At 32.0% G+C, this 22,040-nt stretch carries 25 protein-coding genes; 8 read left to right on the top strand and 17 right to left on the bottom strand.

All coding sequences use genetic code 11. The features are described from left to right. Positions 1 to 13 precede the first annotated feature (13 nt). The 6 genes from ACTTAR_RS06960 to ACTTAR_RS06985 all read left to right on the top strand — a co-directional run bounded on the left by ACTTAR_RS06960 (position 14) and on the right by ACTTAR_RS06985 (position 7,013). Entirely contained in the window at positions 14 to 1,183 is a 1,170-nt protein-coding gene (locus ACTTAR_RS06960) for an LLM class flavin-dependent oxidoreductase (protein WP_440681084.1), read from the top strand. Then, positions 1,180 to 2,883 carry a thiamine pyrophosphate-binding protein gene (locus ACTTAR_RS06965; RefSeq protein WP_440681085.1) on the top strand — a complete coding sequence of 568 codons (1,704 nt, stop codon included), beginning with the start codon at positions 1,180 to 1,182 and terminating at the stop codon, positions 2,881 to 2,883. Before ACTTAR_RS06960 ends, ACTTAR_RS06965 begins: the two co-directional genes overlap by 4 nt. After that, positions 2,880 to 3,467, top strand: a complete 588-nt coding sequence (locus ACTTAR_RS06970) for an amino acid synthesis family protein (RefSeq protein WP_075506232.1) — start codon at positions 2,880 to 2,882, stop codon at positions 3,465 to 3,467. The genes ACTTAR_RS06965 and ACTTAR_RS06970 overlap by 4 nt, the downstream gene beginning before the upstream one ends. Before the next feature lie 6 nt (positions 3,468 to 3,473). Further along, positions 3,474 to 4,256, top strand: coding sequence for an alpha/beta fold hydrolase (locus ACTTAR_RS06975; protein ID WP_440681086.1), 783 nt, complete (start codon positions 3,474 to 3,476; stop codon positions 4,254 to 4,256). Further along, complete coding sequence (locus ACTTAR_RS06980) at positions 4,249 to 5,730, top strand: aldehyde dehydrogenase (protein ID WP_440681087.1); 1,482 nt, start codon at positions 4,249 to 4,251, stop codon at positions 5,728 to 5,730. Before ACTTAR_RS06975 ends, ACTTAR_RS06980 begins: the two co-directional genes overlap by 8 nt. 92 nt (positions 5,731 to 5,822) lie before the next feature. Further along, positions 5,823 to 7,013, top strand: coding sequence for an ABC transporter substrate-binding protein (locus tag ACTTAR_RS06985; RefSeq protein ID WP_440681088.1), 1,191 nt, complete (start codon positions 5,823 to 5,825; stop codon positions 7,011 to 7,013). A 50-nt stretch (positions 7,014 to 7,063) separates the two neighbouring features. On the opposite strand, the gene ACTTAR_RS06990 is transcribed toward ACTTAR_RS06985, so the two are convergent. The 17 genes from ACTTAR_RS06990 to ACTTAR_RS07070 all read right to left on the bottom strand — a co-directional run bounded on the left by ACTTAR_RS06990 (position 7,064) and on the right by ACTTAR_RS07070 (position 21,350). Then, complete coding sequence (locus ACTTAR_RS06990; protein ID WP_440681089.1) at positions 7,064 to 7,825, bottom strand: sulfite exporter TauE/SafE family protein; 762 nt, start codon at positions 7,823 to 7,825, stop codon at positions 7,064 to 7,066. Next, on the bottom strand, positions 7,825 to 8,994 hold the full coding sequence (locus ACTTAR_RS06995; protein ID WP_440681090.1) for an MFS transporter: 1,170 nt from the start codon (positions 8,992 to 8,994) through the stop codon (positions 7,825 to 7,827). The genes ACTTAR_RS06990 and ACTTAR_RS06995 overlap by 1 nt, the downstream gene beginning before the upstream one ends. A gap of 74 nt (positions 8,995 to 9,068) precedes the next feature. Then, a complete protein-coding gene (locus ACTTAR_RS07000) occupies positions 9,069 to 10,400 on the bottom strand; it encodes a branched-chain amino acid ABC transporter permease (protein ID WP_440681195.1) in 1,332 nt (443 codons plus the stop codon). Between the two features lie 35 nt (positions 10,401 to 10,435). Beyond that, positions 10,436 to 11,446: a branched-chain amino acid ABC transporter permease gene (locus tag ACTTAR_RS07005; protein WP_440651770.1), complete on the bottom strand. Its 1,011-nt coding sequence runs from the start codon at positions 11,444 to 11,446 to the stop codon at positions 10,436 to 10,438. Between the two features lies 1 nt (position 11,447). Then, on the bottom strand, positions 11,448 to 12,155 hold the full coding sequence (locus tag ACTTAR_RS07010) for an ABC transporter ATP-binding protein (protein WP_262590337.1): 708 nt from the start codon (positions 12,153 to 12,155) through the stop codon (positions 11,448 to 11,450). Beyond that, complete coding sequence (locus tag ACTTAR_RS07015) at positions 12,155 to 12,943, bottom strand: ABC transporter ATP-binding protein (RefSeq protein WP_440651772.1); 789 nt, start codon at positions 12,941 to 12,943, stop codon at positions 12,155 to 12,157. The genes ACTTAR_RS07010 and ACTTAR_RS07015 overlap by 1 nt, the downstream gene beginning before the upstream one ends. Next, complete coding sequence (locus tag ACTTAR_RS07020) at positions 12,944 to 13,711, bottom strand: pyrroline-5-carboxylate reductase (RefSeq protein ID WP_440698118.1); 768 nt, start codon at positions 13,709 to 13,711, stop codon at positions 12,944 to 12,946. 34 nt (positions 13,712 to 13,745) lie between these two features. Next, positions 13,746 to 14,657, bottom strand: a complete 912-nt coding sequence (gene glaH, locus ACTTAR_RS07025; protein ID WP_440698119.1) for a glutarate dioxygenase GlaH — start codon at positions 14,655 to 14,657, stop codon at positions 13,746 to 13,748. A gap of 40 nt (positions 14,658 to 14,697) precedes the next feature. Then, positions 14,698 to 15,021, bottom strand: a complete 324-nt coding sequence (locus ACTTAR_RS07030) for an AzlD domain-containing protein (RefSeq protein WP_440614041.1) — start codon at positions 15,019 to 15,021, stop codon at positions 14,698 to 14,700. Next, the gene (locus ACTTAR_RS07035) at positions 15,011 to 15,715 is read right to left on the bottom strand and encodes an AzlC family ABC transporter permease (RefSeq protein ID WP_440698120.1); all 705 of its coding nucleotides are present in this window, start codon (positions 15,713 to 15,715) and stop codon (positions 15,011 to 15,013) included. The genes ACTTAR_RS07030 and ACTTAR_RS07035 overlap by 11 nt, the downstream gene beginning before the upstream one ends. Continuing rightward, a complete protein-coding gene (locus ACTTAR_RS07040) occupies positions 15,715 to 16,500 on the bottom strand; it encodes an ABC transporter ATP-binding protein (protein ID WP_440681095.1) in 786 nt (261 codons plus the stop codon). Before ACTTAR_RS07040 ends, ACTTAR_RS07035 begins: the two co-directional genes overlap by 1 nt. Continuing rightward, complete coding sequence (locus tag ACTTAR_RS07045; RefSeq protein ID WP_075506243.1) at positions 16,500 to 17,240, bottom strand: ABC transporter ATP-binding protein; 741 nt, start codon at positions 17,238 to 17,240, stop codon at positions 16,500 to 16,502. The genes ACTTAR_RS07040 and ACTTAR_RS07045 overlap by 1 nt, the downstream gene beginning before the upstream one ends. After that, complete coding sequence (locus tag ACTTAR_RS07050; protein WP_440681096.1) at positions 17,237 to 18,289, bottom strand: branched-chain amino acid ABC transporter permease; 1,053 nt, start codon at positions 18,287 to 18,289, stop codon at positions 17,237 to 17,239. The genes ACTTAR_RS07045 and ACTTAR_RS07050 overlap by 4 nt, the downstream gene beginning before the upstream one ends. Continuing rightward, a complete protein-coding gene (locus ACTTAR_RS07055; RefSeq protein ID WP_440681097.1) occupies positions 18,276 to 18,458 on the bottom strand; it encodes a hypothetical protein in 183 nt (60 codons plus the stop codon). Before ACTTAR_RS07055 ends, ACTTAR_RS07050 begins: the two co-directional genes overlap by 14 nt. Continuing rightward, the gene (locus ACTTAR_RS07060; protein WP_440681099.1) at positions 18,455 to 19,348 is read right to left on the bottom strand and encodes a branched-chain amino acid ABC transporter permease; all 894 of its coding nucleotides are present in this window, start codon (positions 19,346 to 19,348) and stop codon (positions 18,455 to 18,457) included. The genes ACTTAR_RS07055 and ACTTAR_RS07060 overlap by 4 nt, the downstream gene beginning before the upstream one ends. 64 nt (positions 19,349 to 19,412) lie before the next feature. Beyond that, positions 19,413 to 20,651 carry an amino acid ABC transporter substrate-binding protein gene (locus tag ACTTAR_RS07065; protein WP_440681101.1) on the bottom strand — a complete coding sequence of 413 codons (1,239 nt, stop codon included), beginning with the start codon at positions 20,649 to 20,651 and terminating at the stop codon, positions 19,413 to 19,415. Positions 20,652 to 20,735: 84 nt separating this feature from the next. Beyond that, positions 20,736 to 21,350 (bottom strand): LysE family translocator, encoded by a 615-nt coding sequence (locus tag ACTTAR_RS07070; protein WP_440681103.1) that lies wholly within the window; start codon positions 21,348 to 21,350, stop codon positions 20,736 to 20,738. A 124-nt stretch (positions 21,351 to 21,474) separates the two neighbouring features. Here ACTTAR_RS07070 and ACTTAR_RS07075 point away from each other — a divergent pair, with 124 nt between their 5' ends. Together ACTTAR_RS07075 and grxC are read left to right on the top strand one after the other, a co-directional pair. Next, on the top strand, positions 21,475 to 21,771 hold the full coding sequence (locus ACTTAR_RS07075) for a TIGR03643 family protein (protein ID WP_440698121.1): 297 nt from the start codon (positions 21,475 to 21,477) through the stop codon (positions 21,769 to 21,771). A gap of 3 nt (positions 21,772 to 21,774) precedes the next feature. Continuing rightward, on the top strand, positions 21,775 to 22,032 hold the full coding sequence (grxC, locus tag ACTTAR_RS07080; protein ID WP_440681104.1) for a glutaredoxin 3: 258 nt from the start codon (positions 21,775 to 21,777) through the stop codon (positions 22,030 to 22,032). Positions 22,033 to 22,040 lie beyond the last annotated feature (8 nt).

Consider the following 22,040-nt stretch of genomic DNA (forward strand, 5'->3'; position numbering starts at 1 on the left):
TAAAGGAGGCTTTATGAAATTTGGTTATTTTTGCAATACCACTAATTGGACACACAAACCCTATCATCAATTATTAGACGAAACTAAAGAAATCACAGAATATTGTGATCAAAATAATTGGAACTCTATTTGGTTTACTGAACACCACTTTAATCATGAAGGAATGGAGTCATGCACTAACCCAATTATGATGGGAGTAGATGCGGCTGCAAGAACAAAAAATATTAGAATAGGACAAGCTGCAAATGTAATTACATTTCACAATCCTATAAGACTAGCAGAAGATATTGCAACACTAGATCAACTTTCAAAAGGAAGAGTTGAGGTTGGTGTTGCTAGAGGAATCTATGGAAGAGAAGCAATCAATTTGAATAAAGAAGCTGATCTTAAAGATCAGGCAAAAAACTTTAGATTGTTTGCTGAAACATTAGAAGTGCTAAAAAAAGCATGGAGCGAAAAGTTTTTCAATCATCAAGGTGAGTTTTATACTTATCCTTCTCCAAATTACGTTTGGCAGCACGATATGAGTCCGCCAAGTGAAGAATTTATGAATATGGAAGATAACACGATGAAAAAAATTAGTGTTTTGCCACAACCTTTTCAGAAACCTTATCCTCCTATTCATCAAGTAGTTGATGGAATTAGATCAATTGAGTGGGCAGCTGAGAATAATATTAATATTATAATGTGGATACCAACAGTAAAAGCTCTAAAGGCAAAATTTGAAGCTTATAAAAATAAAAGATCTGAGGTAACCAAAAAAAATATTCCTTTAGGTGAAGGTGTATCTCTTGTTAGAGATATGTTTGTAGCTGATACAATGGAAGAAGCTAAAGAAAAAGCTGGTGAACACATGGTAAATTATATGCGTTGGGTTTGTCATTGGCGTGGTCTAGGCAATCATATGGATCCAGGTGAAGAACTTCCAGAAACCAAAGGTAAGCTGGATTTATTAAATTATGAATTTTTACACAAAAGAAACATGTTATTTGGAACACCTGAATATGTGATTGATAAAATTCATGAATTAAAATCTGAATTAAATTTACAAAACTTGCAAGTTTGGTCAAACTTTCCTGGTGTGAAACATAAAGATTGTATGAAAAGTATTAAACTTTTTACAGAAAAAGTGATGCCTCATTTTCAAGATGATTTAGGAACTGAAGTTAAAAAAGTTTCGTGATCAACTCCAAACGAAAAATAAGCGGTGGTCAAGCTGCCGTTAGAGCTCTTAAGAGAGAAAAAACTAAACACGTTTTTGGTTTAATTGGTTCTGCAACAATGGAAATGTTTGATGCTCTTTATCATGAAAAAAGTATAAAATTTATTGGAGTTAGAGATGAGCGAACTGGAACACATATGGCTGATGGATATGCAAGAGCATCTAATAAGCATGGCGTAATTATTGCAGGTCAAAATGGACCAGGTGCAACAAATTTAGTGACTGGGGTAGCGCAAGCAAAAGCCGCTTTCTCTCCTGTAGTTGCGATTGCAGGTTCTTACTCGACAAAAGATAAAATGGAAGATGCTTTTCAAGGCCTAGATCAACAATCCTTGTTTACTCCAATTACAAAAAAAACTTGGACTGTAAAAAATTCTAAGATTGTTCCTAAAGTAATTGGTGATGCATTTAATTTATCAATGAAACCAAGAAGAGGACCTGTTTGTATCAATCTTCCAAGAAACATATTGGCGGAAAAAAATACTTACAATATTAATTTAAATAAACCTTCTTTCTCAAGTGAAAGTAATCTTAAAGGAAATAAAGAGAGAATAAATAAAGCAACTAAATTGCTACTGAAATCAAAAAATCCAACAATAATTGTTGGGGCTGGAATAAAATATAACTCAAAATATAGAGAAGTTATTAAATTGGCAGAATTGCTTAATGTTCCAATTGTTACAGCCGCAGGTCATGGAGATGCTATACCATTTAGTCATAAATTAAATGCAGGGCAAATGGGACCAAGAGGCAATCCTGTTGCATCAAGATTAGTCAAAGAAGCAGATGTTATTTTGGCTATCGGTACTCGGCTAGGATTTAATTCAACATTTTACTCTTATGAAAATATAAATAAAAAAGCAAAAATAATTCAAATTGAATTAGAAAAAAAAATGATTGGAAAGTATTTTCCAGTATCAATAGGAATTCATGCAGATGCTGCAACAGCAACTGTTCAATTATATAAAGAAATTAAAAAAGAAAAAATCAAATTAGATGTAAAAAAATGGACTGATTTGTATTTTAAAGAAAGAAAAGAATTTTTAAATAATAGAGAAAATGAAAATTTAGGAAAAAATTTTCCAATCCAACCAAAAGGTTTGTTTAAACAACTAAGAAAAGTATTACCTAAAAATTCAGCGATCACTTTAGATGCAGGAACCTTGTGCTTACAAGCAACAGACGCTTTAGAATACTATGATCCCCCTTCTCTATTTACACCCCTAGATTTTGGCCTAGTTGGTTTTTCTTTCGCTTGTGGACTTGGAGTAAAAGTTGCAAAACCAAAAAAAACAGTTGTAAGTTTGATGGGTGATGGTGGTTTTGGAATGACTATTTCTGAATTAAGCACAGCTGTTGAATATGGAATAAATACAACAACTATAGTGATGAATAATCAAAGTTGGGGAGCCGAAAAAGCTTATCAAAAAGATTTTTTTGGTAAAAGATATTTAGGTGCTGATATAACAAGTCCATCTTTTGACAAAGTTGCTGAATTATATGGGGCAAAAGGATTTAAAGTCAAAAAAGTTTCTGAAATAAATGAAGCAGTTAGAGCTGCAATAAAAAGTAATAAACCTGCCGTGATAGATGTTGATGTAGATCCGAAAGCATTATACAGTTTTAGAAGAGATAGTTTTCAACATAGAATTAAAAAATGAAATTAGAGCTAAGAAAATTTTCAAAATTTGTAGACAAAACTTTTATTGAAGGAGGCAAGGAAGCAAAAGAGCCTGTATTATTAGTATCTGTTGCTGCAGTTTTTAAAAATCCATGGCATGGTCAAGGATTTGTTGAAGACTTAAGACCAACTATTTTAGATCTGGCTCCTAAGTTAGGTGATTTACTTGTTCCAGAATTAATAAAAGAAATAGGATCTCCAGAAAAAATACTAGCATATGGTAAAGCAGGAGTAGTTGGACTGGATGGAGAAATAGAGCATGCATCAGCATTTATTCACACTTTGAGATTTGGAAATAAATTTAGAGACGCTGTGGGAGGCACATCTTATTTAAGTTTTACAAATACAAGAGGACCAGCTGGATCAAAAATTTCTATCCCTATGATGCATAAAACTGACTCTGGGTTAAGACCTTATTATCTAACACATGAATTTACTATACATGATGCACCATTTAATGATGAGGTGGTAATTGCGATAGGTGGAGCATCTAGTGGAAGAGCTCATGCTAGAACAGGTGATCGATATCAAGATATGAAAGAAATGGGAATTGAACCCAAATAAATCTTGATGACCACTGGAACTACTGCTTCTGGAACTTTTTACTCATACATAAAAAAAGACCAAGAAATTCCAATTGTATTTGTTCATGGTGTAGGTTTAACCCACGAGATTTGGAAACCTCAATTAGATTTTTTTAATGATTATAGTACTCTTGCATATGATATTCTTGGTCATGGAAAATCATCTTTAGATAAAGAAATAATTTCGTTTGATGACTTTTCGGATCAATTAATTGATTTAATTAACCACCTTAATATAAAAAAAATTCATTTGGTTGGTTTTTCAATAGGTTCTTTGATTGCTAGAAATTTTGCTATCAATCACAGTTCACATTTACAATCACTAACTCTTTTATGCTCAATATATAAAAGGACCGAAGAGCAACAAAAAATTGTAAATCAAAGATTTGAACAAGCAAAGAAAGATCTTAAATTATCAAGACAAGCTCTTAAAAGATGGTTTACAGACAAGTATATTGAAAACCATCCAAGTATTTATGATAAAATTAGCTCTATTTTAGCAGCTAATAATATGGAATATTTTCTGAAAGTTTATGAGCTGTTTGTAAAACATCAAAATGATGAGGATTTTAATAAAATTCAAAATCACACCTTAGTTATGACTGGAGAATATGACATTGGCTCTACAGTTAAAATGTCTCAAGAATTAAATGCTTTAATACCAAAAAGCCAATTAAAGATAATCAAGGATGGAAAACATCTTTGTGGTATTGAGTGTGCCGATGATGTAAATTTAACTCTTAAGAATTTTATTAAAGAAAATGAGTAAACTTAAAAAATATCAAATGTATATCGATGGACAGTGGGTCGATGCTGAAAACAATAAAACATTTGAAACTTTAAACCCAGAAAATAATGAACCTTGGGCAGTTGTTCCTGAAGCAAGTGCTAAAGACACTGATAAAGCAGTTAAAGCTGCACAAAAAGCATTCGAAGGTGAATGGCCTAAATTACTTCCTAAAGAAAGAGCAAAATTTTTAAGAGCTATTGGGGATCAGTTAAGAGAAAATGCAGAAATGCTTGGGGAAATAGAAACAATAGATACAGGAAAATTGTTTAGAGAAACAAAAAAACAAGCAATCTATATTGCAGAATACTACGATTACTATGCAGGTTTAGCTGATAAAGTTGAAGGTACAGTTTTGCCAATTGATAAACCAAATATTCAAGCAATAACCACTAGAATACCGATAGGTGTGGTGGCAGCCATTATCCCTTGGAACTCACAAATGTTTTTAACTGCTACTAAGTTAGCTCCAGCACTTGCAATGGGAAATACTGTTGTAATTAAATCATCAGAACTAGCACCCGCGGTATTATTTGAATTTGCCAAATTAATTGAAAAAACTGGGATACCTAAAGGAGTAGTAAATGTAATAACTGGATTTGGAGATCCATGTGGAAAAACTTTAACAACACATGATTTAGTTGAAAAAATTGCCTTCACAGGTGGACCAGAAACCGCAAGACATATAATTAAAAATTCAGCAGAAAATCTTTCTGAAGTGAGTTTAGAGCTTGGAGGAAAAAGTCCAGTGGCTGTTTTTGATGATGCCGAGCAAGAAAATGCAATTAATGGAATTACAGCAGGGATTTTTGGAGCAAGTGGTCAAAGTTGTATAGCTGGTTCAAGACTTTATATTCAAAAAGGTATCTATGACGAATTTTTAAACAAACTTTCTGAAAGAGCTTCTAAAATAAAAATAGGAGCACCTATGGATCCTGAAACTGAAATGGGCCCTTTGAGTAATTTTAAACAATTAGAAACAATAGAAAAAAATATTAAAGAAACTATTGATCAAGGTGGAAAAATTAAATGTGGTGGTGAGAGACATTCTTTTTCAAATAAAGGTTATTATTTTCCACCCACTATAATTGAATGTGATAATCATAATTTACCTGTTGCAGAAAATGAATTATTTGGACCTGTTTTATCAGTAATGAAATTTGATACTGAAGAAGAGGTTATCTCAAAAATGAATGACAATCAGTATGGATTATCTTCTGGAGTATATACTAGCAGTTTATCTAGAGGCATGAGAGTATCAAAAGCAATTAGAGCTGGAATAACATTTGTTAATACTTACAGATTAATTTCACCGTCAGCTCCATTTGGAGGTATCAAGGATAGTGGATACGGTAAAGAAGCTGGAATTGACTCAATTAAAGATTACACAAGAGTAAAAACAACTTGGTTCTACACATCAGATGAACCATCTTTAGACCCATTCTCTATCAGATAATAGTTTAAAATAAGCCAATTTTGTCATTGAATATTCAGATTATTCATACTTAAATTAGATTTTATAAATTGTTAACAATAAAGAGGAAGATAATGAGAAAACTATTTATCGCTGCATTTATGTTTGTATCAAGCTTTGGTTCAAACGTTATGGCAGACGGACATTCGATCAAAATGGGAATCATATTAGGATTTACTGGTCCTATTGAATCTCTTACTCCAGCTATGGCTGCATCTGCAGAGCTTGCATTTAAAGAGGCTTCAGATTCAGGTTCATTACTTGGTGGGAAAAAAATTGAAGCAATGAGAGCAGACTCAACTTGTGTTGACTCAGCAGCAGCAACAGCAGCAGCTGAAGGTTTGATATCAGGTGGTGTAGCTGCAATTATGGGAGCTGACTGTTCAGGTGTAACAGGTGCTATTGCAACAAATGTTGCTGTACCAAACGGTGTAGTAATGATTTCACCTTCAGCAACTTCTCCAGGATTAACTACTCTAGATGATAATGGATATTTCTTTAGAACTGCTCCATCAGATGCTAGAGGTGGTCAAATCTTAGCTGACATTACTAAAGACAGAAAAGTAAAAAGTGTTGCAATCACTTATACTAACAATGACTATGGAAAAGGTTTGGCTGATGTTTACAAAGCAGCGGTTGAAGCTCATGGTATTAAAGTAACAACTGTAACTGCTCACGAAGATGGTAAAGCTGATTACTCTTCAGAAGTAGCAACTCTTGCTTCTGCTGGTGGTGATGCCGTAGCAGTTATTGGTTATCTTGACCAAGGAGGAAAAGGAATTATTCAAGCTTCTTTAGACTCTGGTGCATTTGATACTTTCGTTTTATCAGATGGTATGATTGGTCAATCATTAGTTGATGCGTTTGGGAAAGACTTAAGCAAATCATTCGGATCTCTACCAGGATCTACTGGTAAAGGTGCTGGTGTATTTGCAGAAGTTGCAAAAGCTGGTGGTATAGATTCTTCTGGTCCTTACACTGGAGAGTCTTATGATGCAGCTGCTTTGATCGTTCTTGCAATGCAAGCAGGTAACTCTGCTGATAGAGCATCCATTGCAAAAAATGTTATGGATGTTGCTAACGCTCCTGGTACTAAAATCTACCCAGGTGAATTAAAGAAAGGTTTAGACTTACTAGCAAAAGGTAAAAAGATAAATTACGAAGGTGCTACTGGAGTATCTTTTACTGAAGTTGGTGAAGCTGAAGGTTCTTTCTTAGAGCAAGAAATCAAAGGCGGAAAATTTAAAACTAAAAAACAAAGATAATATTTTTTATCTTATTAAAAACCCCAGTAATTTTTATTACTGGGGTTTTTTTATAAACCACTTATAATTCTAAAAATTCCAAATATTGAGATAACTATTAAAAAGTAAAATACTACTTTTCTATAGAGAACTTCCTTGCTTTTAACAAAAAATTTATCACCTATGAAAACTCCTATTGGCAAAACAATTATCAAAGTAATTGTTCTATAAATTGTTGTCATGTCGACAATATCTGCAAAAAAACTTAACACAAACGCATAAATATCTGTAAAAAAGAATAACGCAGTTAAAGTTCCTCTAATTACTGCCGGCTCAATACAGGTAACTAACAAAAATAAAGCAGCAGGCATACCCCCTAGTGTCGTTAATCCATTAAGGGTGCCAGATACAATTCCTGTAAAAACTTTTGTTCTATCGTTATTAAGTCCTTTATTTGTATATCCCTTCATTAATAAGATTGAGAAAAAGATAATGATTATACAAACCGATAAATGAGTAATTTCTGGAGAGAGATATTTGAGTAAAAACAATCCAAAAGGTGAGCCTATTGCCATGCCAATTAAAATTTTGAAAACCATATTCCAGTCAATTTTTTTCCAAACGTATGGAGCCATAAAAATACTAATTAAAACCTCAAGGATTAAAATAATTGGAACAATTTCAATTGTAGGAATTACAAAAGAAAAGCCAGAAATACAGGTTGCTGAAAAACCAAATCCATTAAAACCCCTTATAATTGAAGCAATAAAAACAGTAAAAATAATGAATGAAAATTCAAAAAAAGTTAGATCAAAATAAGATAACCAGTTCATTATATACTTTTTTTGAAGTCAGCTCTAATTATTGAATACAAAATTAATATCAAAAAAGGGATACACATAAAATTTATTATTTTCCAACTCAAAACTGAAATTAAAATTCCTGCTGATAAACTTCCAATTGCTGTAGCAGAAAAAACTATAAGGTCATTAAAACCTTGGGCTTTAAATTTTTCATGCTCGTTATAAGTAGTTACTAATAAGCTGGTCCCTGAGATATATAAAAAATTCCAACCTATGCCTAAAAAGATCAACGATGCAAAATAATTTATAAAGTTTGGCTCAAACAGACTTAATGATATCGTTAAAGCATAAAAAAACACTCCCATGTACATTATTTTTGAAAAACCAAATCTTTTTATTAGGTTACCAGTGAACAATGATGGAAGAAACATTCCAAGCACATGAAATTGGATAACTAATCCAACTTTATCTACACTTAATTTGTGAACATAATGCATACTGATTGGAGTTGCAGTCATCAGAAATGCCATAACCACATAACCAAAAGTTGCAGCCATCATAGCTTGCAGGAATTTTGGATCAGAGACAAATTCTCTATAAGTTCTTACATCATTATTTATTAAAATATTTTTATTAGTGATATTTGAATTTTTATAAAAACTTAAAAAAATTGCAGGCATAATAGTTAAACATGCTAGTGCTATATACGATCCAACATAAACATGATCGCCTATTAAATCTTTTGTTTTATTTGCTAATGTAATTCCTATAAATGCAGAAATAATTCCTGCTAACAAAAGCATAGAAACAGCTTTTGGTGCTTTCTCTTTTTCAACTGTTTCAGCTGCTGCAAATCTATATTGATGAATGAAAGCCATTCCTGTGCCAAGCATAAAACAAGAAGACGAGAATATTATAAAACTATCAATGAAGATTGAGTAAGCAGCAATTAAACAAGCTAAAGAACTCCCTATGGATGCCAAAACAAAACCTAAACGTCTACCAATAATTGACATAATTTTTGCTGCAAAAATAGTAGAGATAGCAATACCAACAACATAAATTGAAGGAGGAAAAGTTGATAAAGATTTAATAGGTGAAAGTTGACTTCCTATTATTCCACTTAAAAAAACTGTTACATTTGCTGCAGTGAAGCCAAAAACTTGACTTGAAATTAATAGAAAAAGATTTCTATTCATCAAAACATATACTTGTCAGCCATATACATAGCCCAAGCAATTGCAGCACCTAAAATAATATATTTCATGTAAAATTATTTTATTTCTACTTTTTCTGGAAGTATACCTTTGGGTCGGTATCTCATAATGAACAACAAACCAAGACCCATCAATAAAAATCTAAAATAAGGAACACTTTCAATAAGATGAGCTTTAATAGCATTTGTTTCTGGAATACCTGCAGTAAATAAATTAATTAAATACATTGAAATTGGTGCTGCTTCAATCCATAAAAACCAAACGACAAAACCACCTAGAATCGCTCCAAAGTTATTTCCACTACCTCCAACAATTACCATTACCCAAATTAAGAAAGTATATCTCATGGGTCTATAACTTCCTGGTGTAAATAATCCATCCTGAGTTACTAACATTGCTCCTGCTATACCAACAATTGCTGAACCTAAAATAAATATTAGCAAATGTTGTTTCACAACATTTTTACCCATAGCATTTGCTGCTTCTTCATTATCTCTTATTGCTCTCATCATTCTTCCCCATGGAGAATAAAGAGCTTTCTGAGTTAAAATTAAAAGAATTATAACTACAACCAAGAATAAACCTGAGTAGCAAAGTTTAACAAATATCGAAGAACCTTCGATTACAAATTGACTCAATGCTGCTTGTCTTTCAGATAAATCAGTAATTAAATCTAACTTACCAGATTTAAATTTCTCAACTAAATTTATAAACCAATCTGTAGTCTGAAGATCGACCTCATATGGAGCTGGCCTCTTTAAGCCAATTACATTTTTAACCCCCCTGGTTAACCAATCTTCATGCTTAATTATTGCTATTACAATTTCAGAAATTAAAAGTGTTGCGATCGCTAAATAATCAGCTCTCAAACCTAAAGCAACTTTTCCAACTATAAATGCTAACCCACCCGCAAAAAATGCTCCTACGATCCATGAGAAAATTATTGGTAAACCAAAACCGCCTAGGAAACCAGTTGTTGCTGGATTCACAGCTTCAATTTTTTCAATACCTGGCTCTGCTGTTACTCTTATAATTATAATTCCTGTTATAATAAGTGCTGCTATACTGTAAGTTCTTAATTTTGATTTCTCAAAATTTTTTAAAATGAATCTGATAACAAGTATCATTACAATTATAAGCCATAAGCACATTAAGATATCAAATCCACCCACTCTCCATGCTTCTTGAACAGGATCAACAGAAATAATAACTGCTGCAAGACCACCTAATGCGGTGTATCCCATAATCCCAAAATTAATTAGACCTGCATATCCCCACTGAATATTAGCCCCCATTGTCATTACTGCCGAAATTAAGCAAAGATTAAATATTGATAATGCAATATTCCATGATTGAAAAATTCCAACTAATAGAATTAGAACCATCATGATACTGTATGCTGCAATAACGTTTAGATTTTTTCTCACAATACTTTCCCTTTGAATATCCCTGATGGTCTATAAAGTAATACAATCACCAAGATTGAAAATGAAACTGCAAATTTGTAATCGGTCGAAAGTAATTGAATTAGACCTTCTGGTTCCATACTTTCAGGTAATATGTACATAAAAAATTTCTTATATGCATATGTTAATAAAATTTCTGAAAAAGCAATCACATAGCCACCCAAAAATGCACCAAAAGGATTTCCAATTCCTCCAACAATTGCTGCAGCAAAAATTGGAAGCATATTATTAAAGTAAGTGAAAGGTTTAAAACTTTTATCTAAACCATACAAAGCTCCTCCAATAGTAGCTAAAATTCCTGCAATTACCCAGGTAACTAAAACTATTTTCTTTGGATCAATACCTGAAAGTAAAGCAAGATCCTCATTATCAGAGTAAGCTTTCATGCTTTTTCCTGTTTTAGTTTTATTTAAAAACCAGAACAATAAAGAGACTAAAACTATTGTAACAAAAATAGTAATGACCTGAGTAGATTTAAGGGCAAGTCCTTCGTTTAAACCTGTCATTTCTTTAAATTCTCTAGCCTTGATAATGAATTTTTCTCCATCAAAAAACCTTCTATCTCCTGGACCTATTATAATTCTAACAACTGCTTGGGTCACAAACATCACACCGATACTAACCATGGCAAACTGAACTGGAGGACTTTTTTGAGTTCTGTAATACTTAAAAACAAATTTATCGATTGTAAGCATGTACAAAATCATAAAAAAAATACCAAATGGAAGTGCAATTAAAGCTGTAGGCAGAACTCCAAGAGAAATACCTAAAGATTGAAAATACCAAGTGAATAAAATTGTCATCATGGTTCCAAATGACATCATGTCTCCAGTTGCAAAATTAGCAAATCTCAGAATTCCATAAATTAAAGTAACAAAAATTGCACCCAAAGCTAATTGAGAACCATAAGTAAGTCCTGGAATAAAAATATAATTTAGTAAAAGAATTATTGCATTAATAAGATCCATATTATCCTCCTAAGAAAGAGCTTCTTACTCTTGGATCGTTCAATAATTCTTTGCCTGTTCCTGAATAACGATTTTCTCCAGTAACTAATACGTAGCCTCTATCAGAAATATTTAATGCTTGTTTAGCATTTTGTTCTACCATTAAAATAGCAACATTAGTTCTTTTTACTTTAACGATATGATCAAACAATTCATCCATAACAATTGGTGATACCCCTGCAGTTGGTTCATCTAACATTAGTACTGTCGGTTTAATCATTAGCGCTCTTCCAAGTGCTACTTGTTGTCTTTGACCACCAGATAATTCACCAACCATTTGGTTTCTTTTTTCTCTAAGGATTGGAAATAGTTCGTAAATTTCCTCAATAATATTTTTTATCTCAGAGTTTACTAAAAAGGCGCCCATTTCTAAATTTTCCTCAACCGTCATTCCCGCAAAAACATTTTTTGTTTGAGGAACAAATGAAATTCCTTGTTTAACTCGATCCTGTGGAGAAAGTTTTGAAATATCTTTACCGTCAATTTTAACTGATCCAGATTTTAAATTTAATAAACCTAACATTGCTTTCATAGCTGTAGATTTTCCAGCTCCATTAGGACCTAGAATAGAAACAATTTCTCCTTTGTTTACTTCAACAGAACAAGAATTAATTATATCTGGTCCATTTCCATAACCACCTGTCATCTCTATTCCCTCAAAATATGCCATTAAACTTCATCCTTTAATTTTGATCCTCTGCCAAGATAACTTTCTATTACCTTTTCATCTTTTTTAGCTTCATCAACCGTACCCTCAAATAAAACCGAACCTTCAGCCATAACAATCACGGGATCACATAATCTCCCTATAAAATCCATATCATGCTCAATCATACAAAAAGTATAACCTTTTTCTTTATTTAGCTTTTCGATTGCAGTGCCGAGATCTTTTAATAAAGTTCTATTTACTCCAGCCCCTACTTCATCTAATAATACTAATTTTGCATCAACCATCATAGTTCTTCCAAGTTCTAACAATTTTTTTTGACCTCCAGAAAGATTGCCTGCAAGCTCATTTGATAAATGCCCTAGATTTAAGAATTCAACTACTTCTTTTGCTTTTTCTTTAACTTCTGCTTCCTCTTTTGCAACTAACCCTGGCTTGAATAAAGCTGTCATTAGCTTTTCACCTGATTGATTTCCTGGAACCATCATCAAGTTTTCTAGAACAGACAAATTTGAAAACTCATGTGCTATTTGAAAAGTTCTAAGTAATCCTTTTGAAAATAATTCATAAGATGGCACATCTGTAATATTTTCTTCATCAAAGGTTACACTCCCACCTGAAGATTTTAAATTTCCAGCAATTAAATTAAATAAAGTCGTTTTACCAGATCCGTTTGGTCCAATTATACCTGTGATAGTTCCTCTTTTAACTTTAATTGAACAATCAGAAACTGCAGCAAGTCCTCCAAAATACTTTGATAAATTATTTATCTCTAAAATATTATCAGACATTTATTTATCTAATCTTTTGTTAATGCTATTTAAAGTTTTCTCTAATGATTTATAAAAACCAGATTTTGTCAATTCATTTACACCCTGCTCATTTAATCCTTTAGGTGTTTGCGACTCTTTAACTAACTCTCTTAAGTTTTCTTTAGAATGTATAACTGCATCTTCTGACAAAGCTAAAAACAAAGAAGTTATATATTTTTGAGCATTATTTCTTTTTACCCCTTTTTTAACTAACCAATCAGACATTACTCTTTGCATTTCATAAAAAGGCGCCATTATTCCAGAAGTAGACCAAAAGTTTATTGAAGATTTTTCATTTTTGATTTCTACAGTAGTTCCTAAATGGTTAAAAAAAGCTTTCACTTTTGAATTCGGAGGACAAATTGGAACTGGTCCTTTCTTTAATGATATTGGTGGCAAAGGAATTGCTCTTACTATTTTTGCTTTTACTTTAATGGCTTTTTTTAACTGTGATAGAGTTATTGTAGATATAAAGCTAACAATTGTTTGACTAGACTTAAATTTTAAATCTTTAATTATCTTCTCTCCCACCGTAGGTGTAATAGATAAAAATACCCAAGTAGATTGATCAACAATTTGTTGATTGTCTTTAGCAATAACTATTTTTTTGAACTTTTTTTTTAAACTTTTTGCAATCTGTTTATTCCTTGGAGAAATTATTATTTTTTTATATTTAAGACTGGATTTACATATTCCAGTTATTACTGAAGATGCAATTTTACCCGTACCAATAAAACCTAAAATCATAATATTTTGGTTACTTTATATTGATTATATTGAATTAATTAACAAAAAAAGATCCTCTAATTCTCAACAATTCTCTGCTTAATTCTTTATTTTCTTTGAAAGGTTTTCTTCCATGAAGCCAAAAATAATTATTTGCAATTATAGAACAACCAACTGGTAACTCTGTAATTACTTTATTTTCACTTCCTTCCAGAGCATCAGATAATCTCTGTAAAAAATTACCCTGTTCCATGTTTTTCGGTTCAGGAAATTGGTCAATATATGAAATATGTGGTCTTCCTTTATCATCTGAAAAAAAAACTGGATGCTCAACTTTATAATTTACATTTTTACTTTTGGGTGAACTCCAAAGAAAATCTTGTTTACCCACAGGATCATTTGATAATTCTTTGCAATGTTCCCAATCATCTAAATGCAACATAGCAGTTTCTCCACCTTCTACGTTTTCTTCTTCTAATTTTGTCATAATTAACCAGTCTGTAATTTCTTTAACATAAGTTCCGTCTGTATGAAGATCCATATTACGGTAAGCTTTTCTTAAATAAGAGTCACTTGCATCTTCGTGTTTAACATGAAAACGGGCATAGTATTTTCCAGCCATTGAATCATGGTTAGGATTTCCAATTAAATATGCAATAGCAGTTGATAATTTTACTAAAAACTTATCATCTATTTTAGATGAAATATTTTTTGGTCCAATTATAAAGCATCCAGTTGAACGATCTCTAATTATTGAGTTCATTAATTTACTGAGTTTATTTTCTGTTAAATCGTCTAAACTTTTTGCTATTGTAAACCTTGTGAAAGGCTTTAGTTCTAAAGCTGTTAAGTCGAATTTATTAAATGGAAAAACTAATTTCTTAATGATTTCATCAGTAAATTTAATATTCAAAATTCTTTTTGATTTATCATGTTCTTGAATTTCTAAACCTGGTATTTTTTCCATAAGAAACCTTAAGTTAACTTTTTTAATAAATCAATTTTATTTAGAAATAATTAACTAATATTGCCATACTTATGGCAGAGAAAATTGTTGGATAAACATAATTTTTTTTAGAAATAAAAAAAACAGTTAAAGAAAGTACAACAACAACAAATCTTACTAAGTAGCTTGAGTCATCCATTACACCAACTGGAAAAATTATTGTTCTTGCAATTAGGGCTGCTAAAGTTGCATAAGCTAAACAGTTGAACCATTTAAATATCTTAGAAGTTTCTTTTATGCCCTCTGAGCTTACTGCCCCAAGGAATCTTGATAAAAAGGTTGCAAGGGATGTCACTAAAATTGCTAAAACGATACTAGTTGACATTTTTTTCTCCTATTAAATAAGCAATAGTACCACCAACTACTCCACCTAATAAAATAGACCATTCAGGTGAAAAAAAATAAAAAACAGGTCCCAAAATAATTCCAAGTGAAACTGATAAAGTGACTTGTCTTGTCTTTGAAGCTCCTACCATCATACATAAAAAATAAACAGGATTTAAAATAGCTAAACCTATCATCATTTCTTTATTTAAATATTCTGAAAAATAGAAACCCATTAAAGTACCAATTATTGCAACGCTCCAAGTGGCGGTTCCAATCCCTATCCAATAATCAATTCTATATTTTTCGGGAATAGTCTTATAATTACTTTTCATAATCAACCAAGCCGATACAGCAATGAAATGGCAGGAAAAGTAATATTTCCATTTTGGTTGATCTTCATGCATCATTAGTGGAAATAAAGAAACAGCCATTGGATATAAACGAGCATTAACAAACCAAACTGCTAAAAAAATATTTAATAAAGAAGCACCAACCAATAAAGATTCTGCCATAACCAGAGATCCTGGCAAAGCGTAAGTCAGCATAGTAGAAAAAACACTTTCTTGAATGTTGAAGCCAAGATTTTTTAAAAGAGCTCCTATAGCGATAAAGCAACAACCTAATGCTATTGCTGGACTATCATGTGCTAAAATTGATTTATAACCTTTAAAAAAAAAATCTTTATTTATCATTAGCCACCAAGGAATAGTCTACCGACATCAGGGTTTTTTAATAATTCATCCCCTTTGCCAGCGATTGCAGTTTGTCCAGATACTAATACATATCCGATGTCTGCAAATTCTAAACCTTTTTTGGCATTTTGTTCAACTAAAATAATAGTTTTCTTTTCATTTTGCTGAAGATCTTTAAGTATCTCAAAAACCATATCGATATATCTTGGTTCTAAACCAATTGATGGTTCGTCAACCAACAATACTGATGGTTTCATTACTAGTGCTCTAGAAATTTCTAACAATCTTCTTTCACCACCAGATAAAACTTTGGCAGGCTGATTTCTTCTATTTCTCAATCTCTCATATTTTTCTAAAATTCTTTCAGCTTCTTCAAAAGACTCCTCTGTTTTATCTTTAATATATCCACCCATTAACAAGTTTTCTTCAACTGTCATGTCTGGGAATACTGAGTTATCTTGTAAAATATATGCAATTCCAACAGATTTTAATTTTTCAGCTGGTGTAAGATTTGTAATTTCTTTTCCTTCTATTTCAATTTGACCAGAAAAAATATTTGTAAATCCATAAATTGAGTGGAGAATTGTAGATTTACCTGCTCCATTTGGTCCTATTAAGCATAACGACTGTGCTTTATTCACAAATAAATCAAAATTATGTAAAATTTCCATTTTGCCATAACCAGCATTTAAATTTTTAATTGTCAGATGTATTTCATCTGGAGATAGTTTTTTTAAATCTTCTGGTGTTGGAGCTTTTCCTAAAACTTCATATTGATTTGACATTATTGAGCTCCTAAATATGCATCGATAACACGTTTATCGTTTTTAATTTCATCTGGCGAACCATTTGCCAGCATTTTACCATGAGCTAAACAAAAGATATTTTCAGCTAATTGCATTATTACTCTCATGTTGTGCTCAATAACTAAAAGAGTAATACCAAAATCTTGATTTACTTTTATCAATCTATCTATAATTCCATTAATTAATGTTGGGTTAATACCAGCTGTTGGTTCGTCTAATAATAACATTTCTGGTTCATTCATTAATGCCATAGCAAGTTCTAAGAGTTTTTGTTGTCCAAAAGATAAATCTCCTGCTCTAAGTTTTCTCTTTTGATATAATCCAACAAAATTTAGTAAATTTTCTGCTTTTTCTGTAAGCTCTTGAGGTATTTTTGAAAACAGTTTTAATAAACTTTCATCACTACCTTTATGGCTAATAAGCATATTATCAATGCAGTTCAGTTTTCCATAAATTCTTGTTTGTTGAAATGTTCTTAATAATCCTAGCTTTGCTATTACGGGAACAGGAAGTTCAGAAACTTCTTTTCCATTAAATTTAATTGAACCTTGGTCAATTGGATAAGTGCCTACAATTGAATTAAACAATGTTGTTTTTCCTGAACCATTTGGACCAATCAATCCTACAATTTTACCTTTTTCGACTGACATGGAAATATCAACATTAGCTTTTACTCCTCCAAAAGATTTACTAACATTATTAACTTCTAAAATACTCATTTTATCTCTACCTGGGCCTTTCGATCAGCCTCGTCAACTACTTCTCCAAATCTATGAGGATATTTTTCTCTCAACCATCCCATTAATCCCTCAGGGAAATAAATTACAATCACCACAATTAAAACTCCTAAGGCCACATACTGCCAGCCTAGGAAGAATGTCCAAAATCCTTCTTTGAAAATATGGAATATTGTTGCACCGATAACTGGTCCCCAAAGTGTTCCTTTGCCACCTAATATTGCCATTAAAACCATGAACACTCCCATTTCTCTTCCATCAAAAGCAACATCTGTAGAGTCGATATATCCAACAAGGCCTCCCATTATTCCTCCGGCCAAACCACAGAAAAATGCAGAAATCATCCAACCAATGATTTTATATTTCATTGTAGCAATTCCCATAGCTTCAGCCTTATCTTCATTGTCTCTGATTGCATTAAGAATTAATTTAAATCTAGTAGAGTAGATTGCTTTAACAGCAACGAATGTAAGTATCAAAACTAAGAAACTTAAAAAATAGAAAAACTCCCCTCTAGCTTCTAAGCCTCCCACGTTAGGAAAAGGTGGAGTAGTAAAACCTTGTCCTGCTCCAATAATTTCTATTCCTCCAGAAATTTCTCCTGCAGCAACTCCTAATCCTAGGGTACAAATAGCAAAGTAGTGACCTCTCAATCCTAAAATTGCATAACCAATTAAACCAGCAACAATCGTTGGAACCACTGCAGCAACAACTAGTCCCATCGCCATACCTTGGAAAAATTGGGTAGGAGTATGTACAAATGTTTTTTCACCACCACTTTCTGTCCATTCAGCTAATGGAAAAAACATTCCAACTTGAACAGAGGCACATAAATACATTCCTAATCCATAGAATAAAATATTTCCAAATGTATTGTATCCCATCTCCCCTCCTTGAATATTCCAAGTCGTTGCAAGCACAATTAGAATGCAAAGAATAGATAATTGAACTTTAAATGCTGGAAATATAAATGGAGCAGCTAAACCAAATACTAAAATTCCTAAGTAGAGTATTAAATTATTTTTGTTCATATAGACTATTAATTTTTTCTCTAAAGTTTTGATCTACTGTAAAATAATGACCATCTTCATCATGTACACTTGAGCCTGATGAATGATATTCGTCTAAGTGTCTTTTAAATTTATCTATGTCAACTTCGACTGATTGACCTTGATTATCATTAATTTTAACTTTCCTCATTTTAAGTACTCTCTTTTTCTTGAAAGTTTAAATCTTCGGTAAACTAAAATTAAAACTAGTAATAAAAATACTGATCCAATTCTAAATTCTGTTCCTAAAATATAATCTGCAAATTCCTCAAAAACACCTAATCCCATACCCGACATAGCAACACCTGGTAAATTTCCTAAACCAGCAACAATCACAATCATAAAAGATCTAATCGTATAAGGTAAACCCATATAAGGATGAATAGTAAATGTTATAGAGATTAAAGCTCCAGCAACACCACATAAAGCAGCATTAATTCCAAAAGTTGCTGCATAAACTTTTTCTGTATCTACACCTAAAATTTTTGCAGCACGTGCGTTTTGTGCAGTTGCTCTAATTGCTCGTCCAAGCTTAGATTTTTTCATATAAATCACTAAACAAACTGCAAATAGAATGCTTATAAAAGCTGAGAATATTTTTGAATTTGGTAGAACAACGCTATTATCAAATAGCATTGTTGTTCCATAATCAGAGTTTGCAAGCACAACATCTGCGCCAAATGCAAAGTTCATTAATTGCATGAACAAAATACTTATTCCAAATGTTGCTAAAATCGAAATGAATAAATCTCTATCGACTACCTTATTAATAACTAATTTGTAGATCGCTATTCCTACAAAATACATTATGATTGGAGCAACAATTACTCCCCATGCCGGATGAATACCGTAAAGATACATAAAGTAAGCAATGTATCCTCCTAAAATAACAAGATCACCTTGTGCAATATTAATTATATTCATAACACCCCACTGAAGAGCCATTCCATAAGCAATTAATGCGAATAAAACTCCTAAAAGAATACCGTCCAAGCAAGCTTGAACCGTTATCATTGGGTATTGAAATACAAGAAAATCCATAAAAACTTTTTTTGGTTTATATAAAAAAAAGCCCCCTATTACTAGGGGGCTCAATTTTTAATTACTATCTTTCAGACCACTTAGGTACTGGGTGAATTAACTTAGCAGATGCCCATTTTAATGGAGCAACAACTTTGTTTTCACACTTACCAGCGTCATCACACATTACTTGGAAAAGTACCATTGGCTTATCAACATTCTGACCACCAGGTGCAAACTTAATATTTCCATAGAATGTTTGCATGTCTGTAGCTGCAAGAGCATCTCTTACTTTCTTTTGATCAAAAGAATTTGCTCTTTCAAATGCATCTTTGAATACTAACAATGCAGCTGAAGACTCAGCAGACTGGTATGGTGGATCATATCCAAACTCTTTCTCAAAGTCAGCAGCATAAGTCATTCCATCTTTAAAGAAGTCATCTTTATAAGTTAAAGATTTATGCCATTGAGAAGCACAAAGTGCATACTGAGAGTTTTTACCATGTTGCTTTGATAATTTCGCAGCATCGCAGTGAGTCATAGCCAACATTGGAACATCAACCTTCATTTCAGCAATTTGTCTTACTGCAGTCAATGCACCTTTAGTATGTCCTGATACTACTAGAACGTCTGGTTTAAGTTGTTTAACTTTAACCAAAGTTGCAGCCATATCATTTAACTCTTTAGGCAGTTTGTCATCAATAATGATTTCTGATCCAGTTCTTTTCGCAGCATCTAAAATACCTAATCTAACGTCCTGTGAAAAAGCATCTTGTTCAAAAGCTTGAGCAATTCTAACTGGTTTTCCACCATTTAGTTCAACTGCTGTTTCAATTGCTACATCAAGATATAAGTTCGCCGGAGCTAATACCGCAAATAGATATTTGTAACCTTTAGTAAACAAAGATCTAGATGCACCATTCGCCTCAACCATTGGAACACCATATTTTTCAGTTACAGGTGCAATTGCTTTTGTCAAACCTGAACTGTATGGGCCAAGCATAAACTCAACACCATCTTGTGAAATTAATCTTTCTGCAAGCTGTGCAGCTCTCTTTGGGTTTGACTCATCATCATAATAGATAATGTCAAACTTATAAGTTTTTCCACCAACTTTAACTCCACCCATGCTGTTTATTCTATCTACGGCCATGTTATAACCGTTTTGAGTATGAACACCGTTAGATGAGTACTTACCAGTTAAGGAAATTGCAGCACCTAAAATAATTTTGTCGCCAACTACTTTTGCAAAAGATGCAACAGAAGTTGAAAATAAAATTACTAATGCAGAAACAAAACTTAAAATTATTTTATTTAACTTCATTTTATTTCCCCTTTAATTAATTAATACATAATTAAATAAAGAAATTTCATACAATGCAAGTGGCAATAAAGACTTAGTTTGGGTTTAATATTGTTGTGTAATAACAATAATTCCAGCAATAATTACTAAAACACTCGCTGAAATTGTATTAATCGTTTTAGGATTTGCTGTAATCCATTTAATTAATTTTTGCGCAAGTATTGCATAACCTATCAAAGATAAAAAATCTAATACAATGTAAGTTGAAATTAAAATTATAAATTGACCTAAAAGATTAGAACTAAAATCAATAAATTGTGGAAATATAAAAGGAAAAAACATCCATGCTTTAGGACTGGTTCCTGCAACTAAAAACCCATCTCTAAAAAAAGATAAATTGCTTTTTGTAATTTCTTCCTTGTCTTTTAAATTTTTTGGGCGGGACTTATAAATATCATAAGCAAGATACAAAATGTAAAGAACTCCAATCCATTTGAAAATATTAAGAATTAATGAATTTTCAGAAAAAAAAGAACCTAATACAAAAATTACTAAAGTTGCTTGAATTAAATTTGCAGTAACATCACCTAGCGCTGACCAAACACATTTTCCAACACCGTAATTCATTGAGTAAGAAATTATGACTATTCTAGGAGTGCCAGGAGTAATGAATAAAAAAATGATAATTTGTAAGTAAAGTATAAATTCTAATGGAAGCATATTTTTATAGAGAAGATAGTCCTTAAAAACCGGGAGCTAAAGATGGCTAAGAAGGACTATCAATATAATAATATCAGAGGGTAAAAAAAATGCATTAAATTTTTTTTTCAAATATAAAGGATTTATGAAAAAAAAAGGCTACACCCCTGTAACCAAAGTTAAAAATCCTGAGCCCAGTATTCATGATCCTGACTGGGTAATTTGGGCAGCATGGGCAGACCGGATTACTTTTGAGGAAATTGAGAAAAAAACTGGTAAGCGAGAATCTGATGTAATTAAAATTATGAGAAGATCTCTGAAACCTTCTTCTTTCAGATTATGGAGAAAAAGAGTAAATCAAAAAAGTATTAAACATAGAAAAAAATTTGAATATTCTAGAAAAGAAATCACTAGCAAAATTAAAAAAGGTGACTATCTATAGTGTATGAAAAAAATTACTATGTATACAGGTCCACTATGTAACTATTGTGAGGCTGCAAAAAGATTACTGACAAGAAACAACGCTCCATATAACGAAATTGATATTTCAAAAATTGAAGGTGCAATGGATGAAATGATTAAGAAAGCAAATGGAAAAAGAACAATTCCACAAATTTTTTTTGATGAGCAACATATAGGTGGCTATGACGAAGTTCGAGCACTAGAAAAAGAAAATAAACTTCAAGAGTTGCTAAAAAATTAAAATTATTC

This window comes from Candidatus Pelagibacter sp. HIMB1709 (assembly GCF_052047635.1).
Lineage (GTDB): Bacteria > Pseudomonadota > Alphaproteobacteria > Pelagibacterales > Pelagibacteraceae > Pelagibacter.

Bases quoted from the DNA above. Each gene is read 5' to 3' on its own strand.
- ACTTAR_RS06970 (WP_075506232.1), top strand. From the start codon at position 2,880: ATGAAATTAGAGCTAAGAAAATTTTCAAAATTTGTAGACAAAACTTTT.
- ACTTAR_RS06960 (WP_440681084.1), top strand. From the start codon at position 14: ATGAAATTTGGTTATTTTTGCAATACCACTAATTGGACACACAAACCC.
- ACTTAR_RS07055 (WP_440681097.1), bottom strand. From the start codon at position 18,458: ATGAGGAAAGTTAAAATTAATGATAATCAAGGTCAATCAGTCGAAGTT.
- ACTTAR_RS07015 (WP_440651772.1), bottom strand. From the start codon at position 12,943: ATGTCTGATAATATTTTAGAGATAAATAATTTATCAAAGTATTTTGGA.
- ACTTAR_RS07040 (WP_440681095.1), bottom strand. From the start codon at position 16,500: ATGTCAAATCAATATGAAGTTTTAGGAAAAGCTCCAACACCAGAAGAT.
- ACTTAR_RS07065 (WP_440681101.1), bottom strand. From the start codon at position 20,651: ATGAAGTTAAATAAAATAATTTTAAGTTTTGTTTCTGCATTAGTAATT.
- ACTTAR_RS07020 (WP_440698118.1), bottom strand. From the start codon at position 13,711: ATGATTTTAGGTTTTATTGGTACGGGTAAAATTGCATCTTCAGTAATA.
- ACTTAR_RS07060 (WP_440681099.1), bottom strand. From the start codon at position 19,348: ATGGATTTTCTTGTATTTCAATACCCAATGATAACGGTTCAAGCTTGC.
- ACTTAR_RS07050 (WP_440681096.1), bottom strand. From the start codon at position 18,289: ATGAACAAAAATAATTTAATACTCTACTTAGGAATTTTAGTATTTGGT.
- glaH (WP_440698119.1), bottom strand. From the start codon at position 14,657: ATGGAAAAAATACCAGGTTTAGAAATTCAAGAACATGATAAATCAAAA.
- ACTTAR_RS07005 (WP_440651770.1), bottom strand. From the start codon at position 11,446: ATGGATCTTATTAATGCAATAATTCTTTTACTAAATTATATTTTTATT.
- ACTTAR_RS06995 (WP_440681090.1), bottom strand. From the start codon at position 8,994: ATGAATAGAAATCTTTTTCTATTAATTTCAAGTCAAGTTTTTGGCTTC.
- ACTTAR_RS07030 (WP_440614041.1), bottom strand. From the start codon at position 15,021: ATGTCAACTAGTATCGTTTTAGCAATTTTAGTGACATCCCTTGCAACC.
- ACTTAR_RS06985 (WP_440681088.1), top strand. From the start codon at position 5,823: ATGAGAAAACTATTTATCGCTGCATTTATGTTTGTATCAAGCTTTGGT.
- ACTTAR_RS07070 (WP_440681103.1), bottom strand. From the start codon at position 21,350: ATGCTTCCATTAGAATTTATACTTTACTTACAAATTATCATTTTTTTA.
- ACTTAR_RS07000 (WP_440681195.1), bottom strand. From the start codon at position 10,400: ATGATGGTTCTAATTCTATTAGTTGGAATTTTTCAATCATGGAATATT.
- ACTTAR_RS07035 (WP_440698120.1), bottom strand. From the start codon at position 15,715: ATGATAAATAAAGATTTTTTTTTTAAAGGTTATAAATCAATTTTAGCA.
- ACTTAR_RS06975 (WP_440681086.1), top strand. From the start codon at position 3,474: ATGACCACTGGAACTACTGCTTCTGGAACTTTTTACTCATACATAAAA.
- grxC (WP_440681104.1), top strand. From the start codon at position 21,775: ATGAAAAAAATTACTATGTATACAGGTCCACTATGTAACTATTGTGAG.
- ACTTAR_RS07045 (WP_075506243.1), bottom strand. From the start codon at position 17,240: ATGAGTATTTTAGAAGTTAATAATGTTAGTAAATCTTTTGGAGGAGTA.
- ACTTAR_RS07075 (WP_440698121.1), top strand. From the start codon at position 21,475: ATGAAAAAAAAAGGCTACACCCCTGTAACCAAAGTTAAAAATCCTGAG.
- ACTTAR_RS07010 (WP_262590337.1), bottom strand. From the start codon at position 12,155: ATGGCATATTTTGAGGGAATAGAGATGACAGGTGGTTATGGAAATGGA.
- ACTTAR_RS06990 (WP_440681089.1), bottom strand. From the start codon at position 7,825: ATGAACTGGTTATCTTATTTTGATCTAACTTTTTTTGAATTTTCATTC.
- ACTTAR_RS06980 (WP_440681087.1), top strand. From the start codon at position 4,249: ATGAGTAAACTTAAAAAATATCAAATGTATATCGATGGACAGTGGGTC.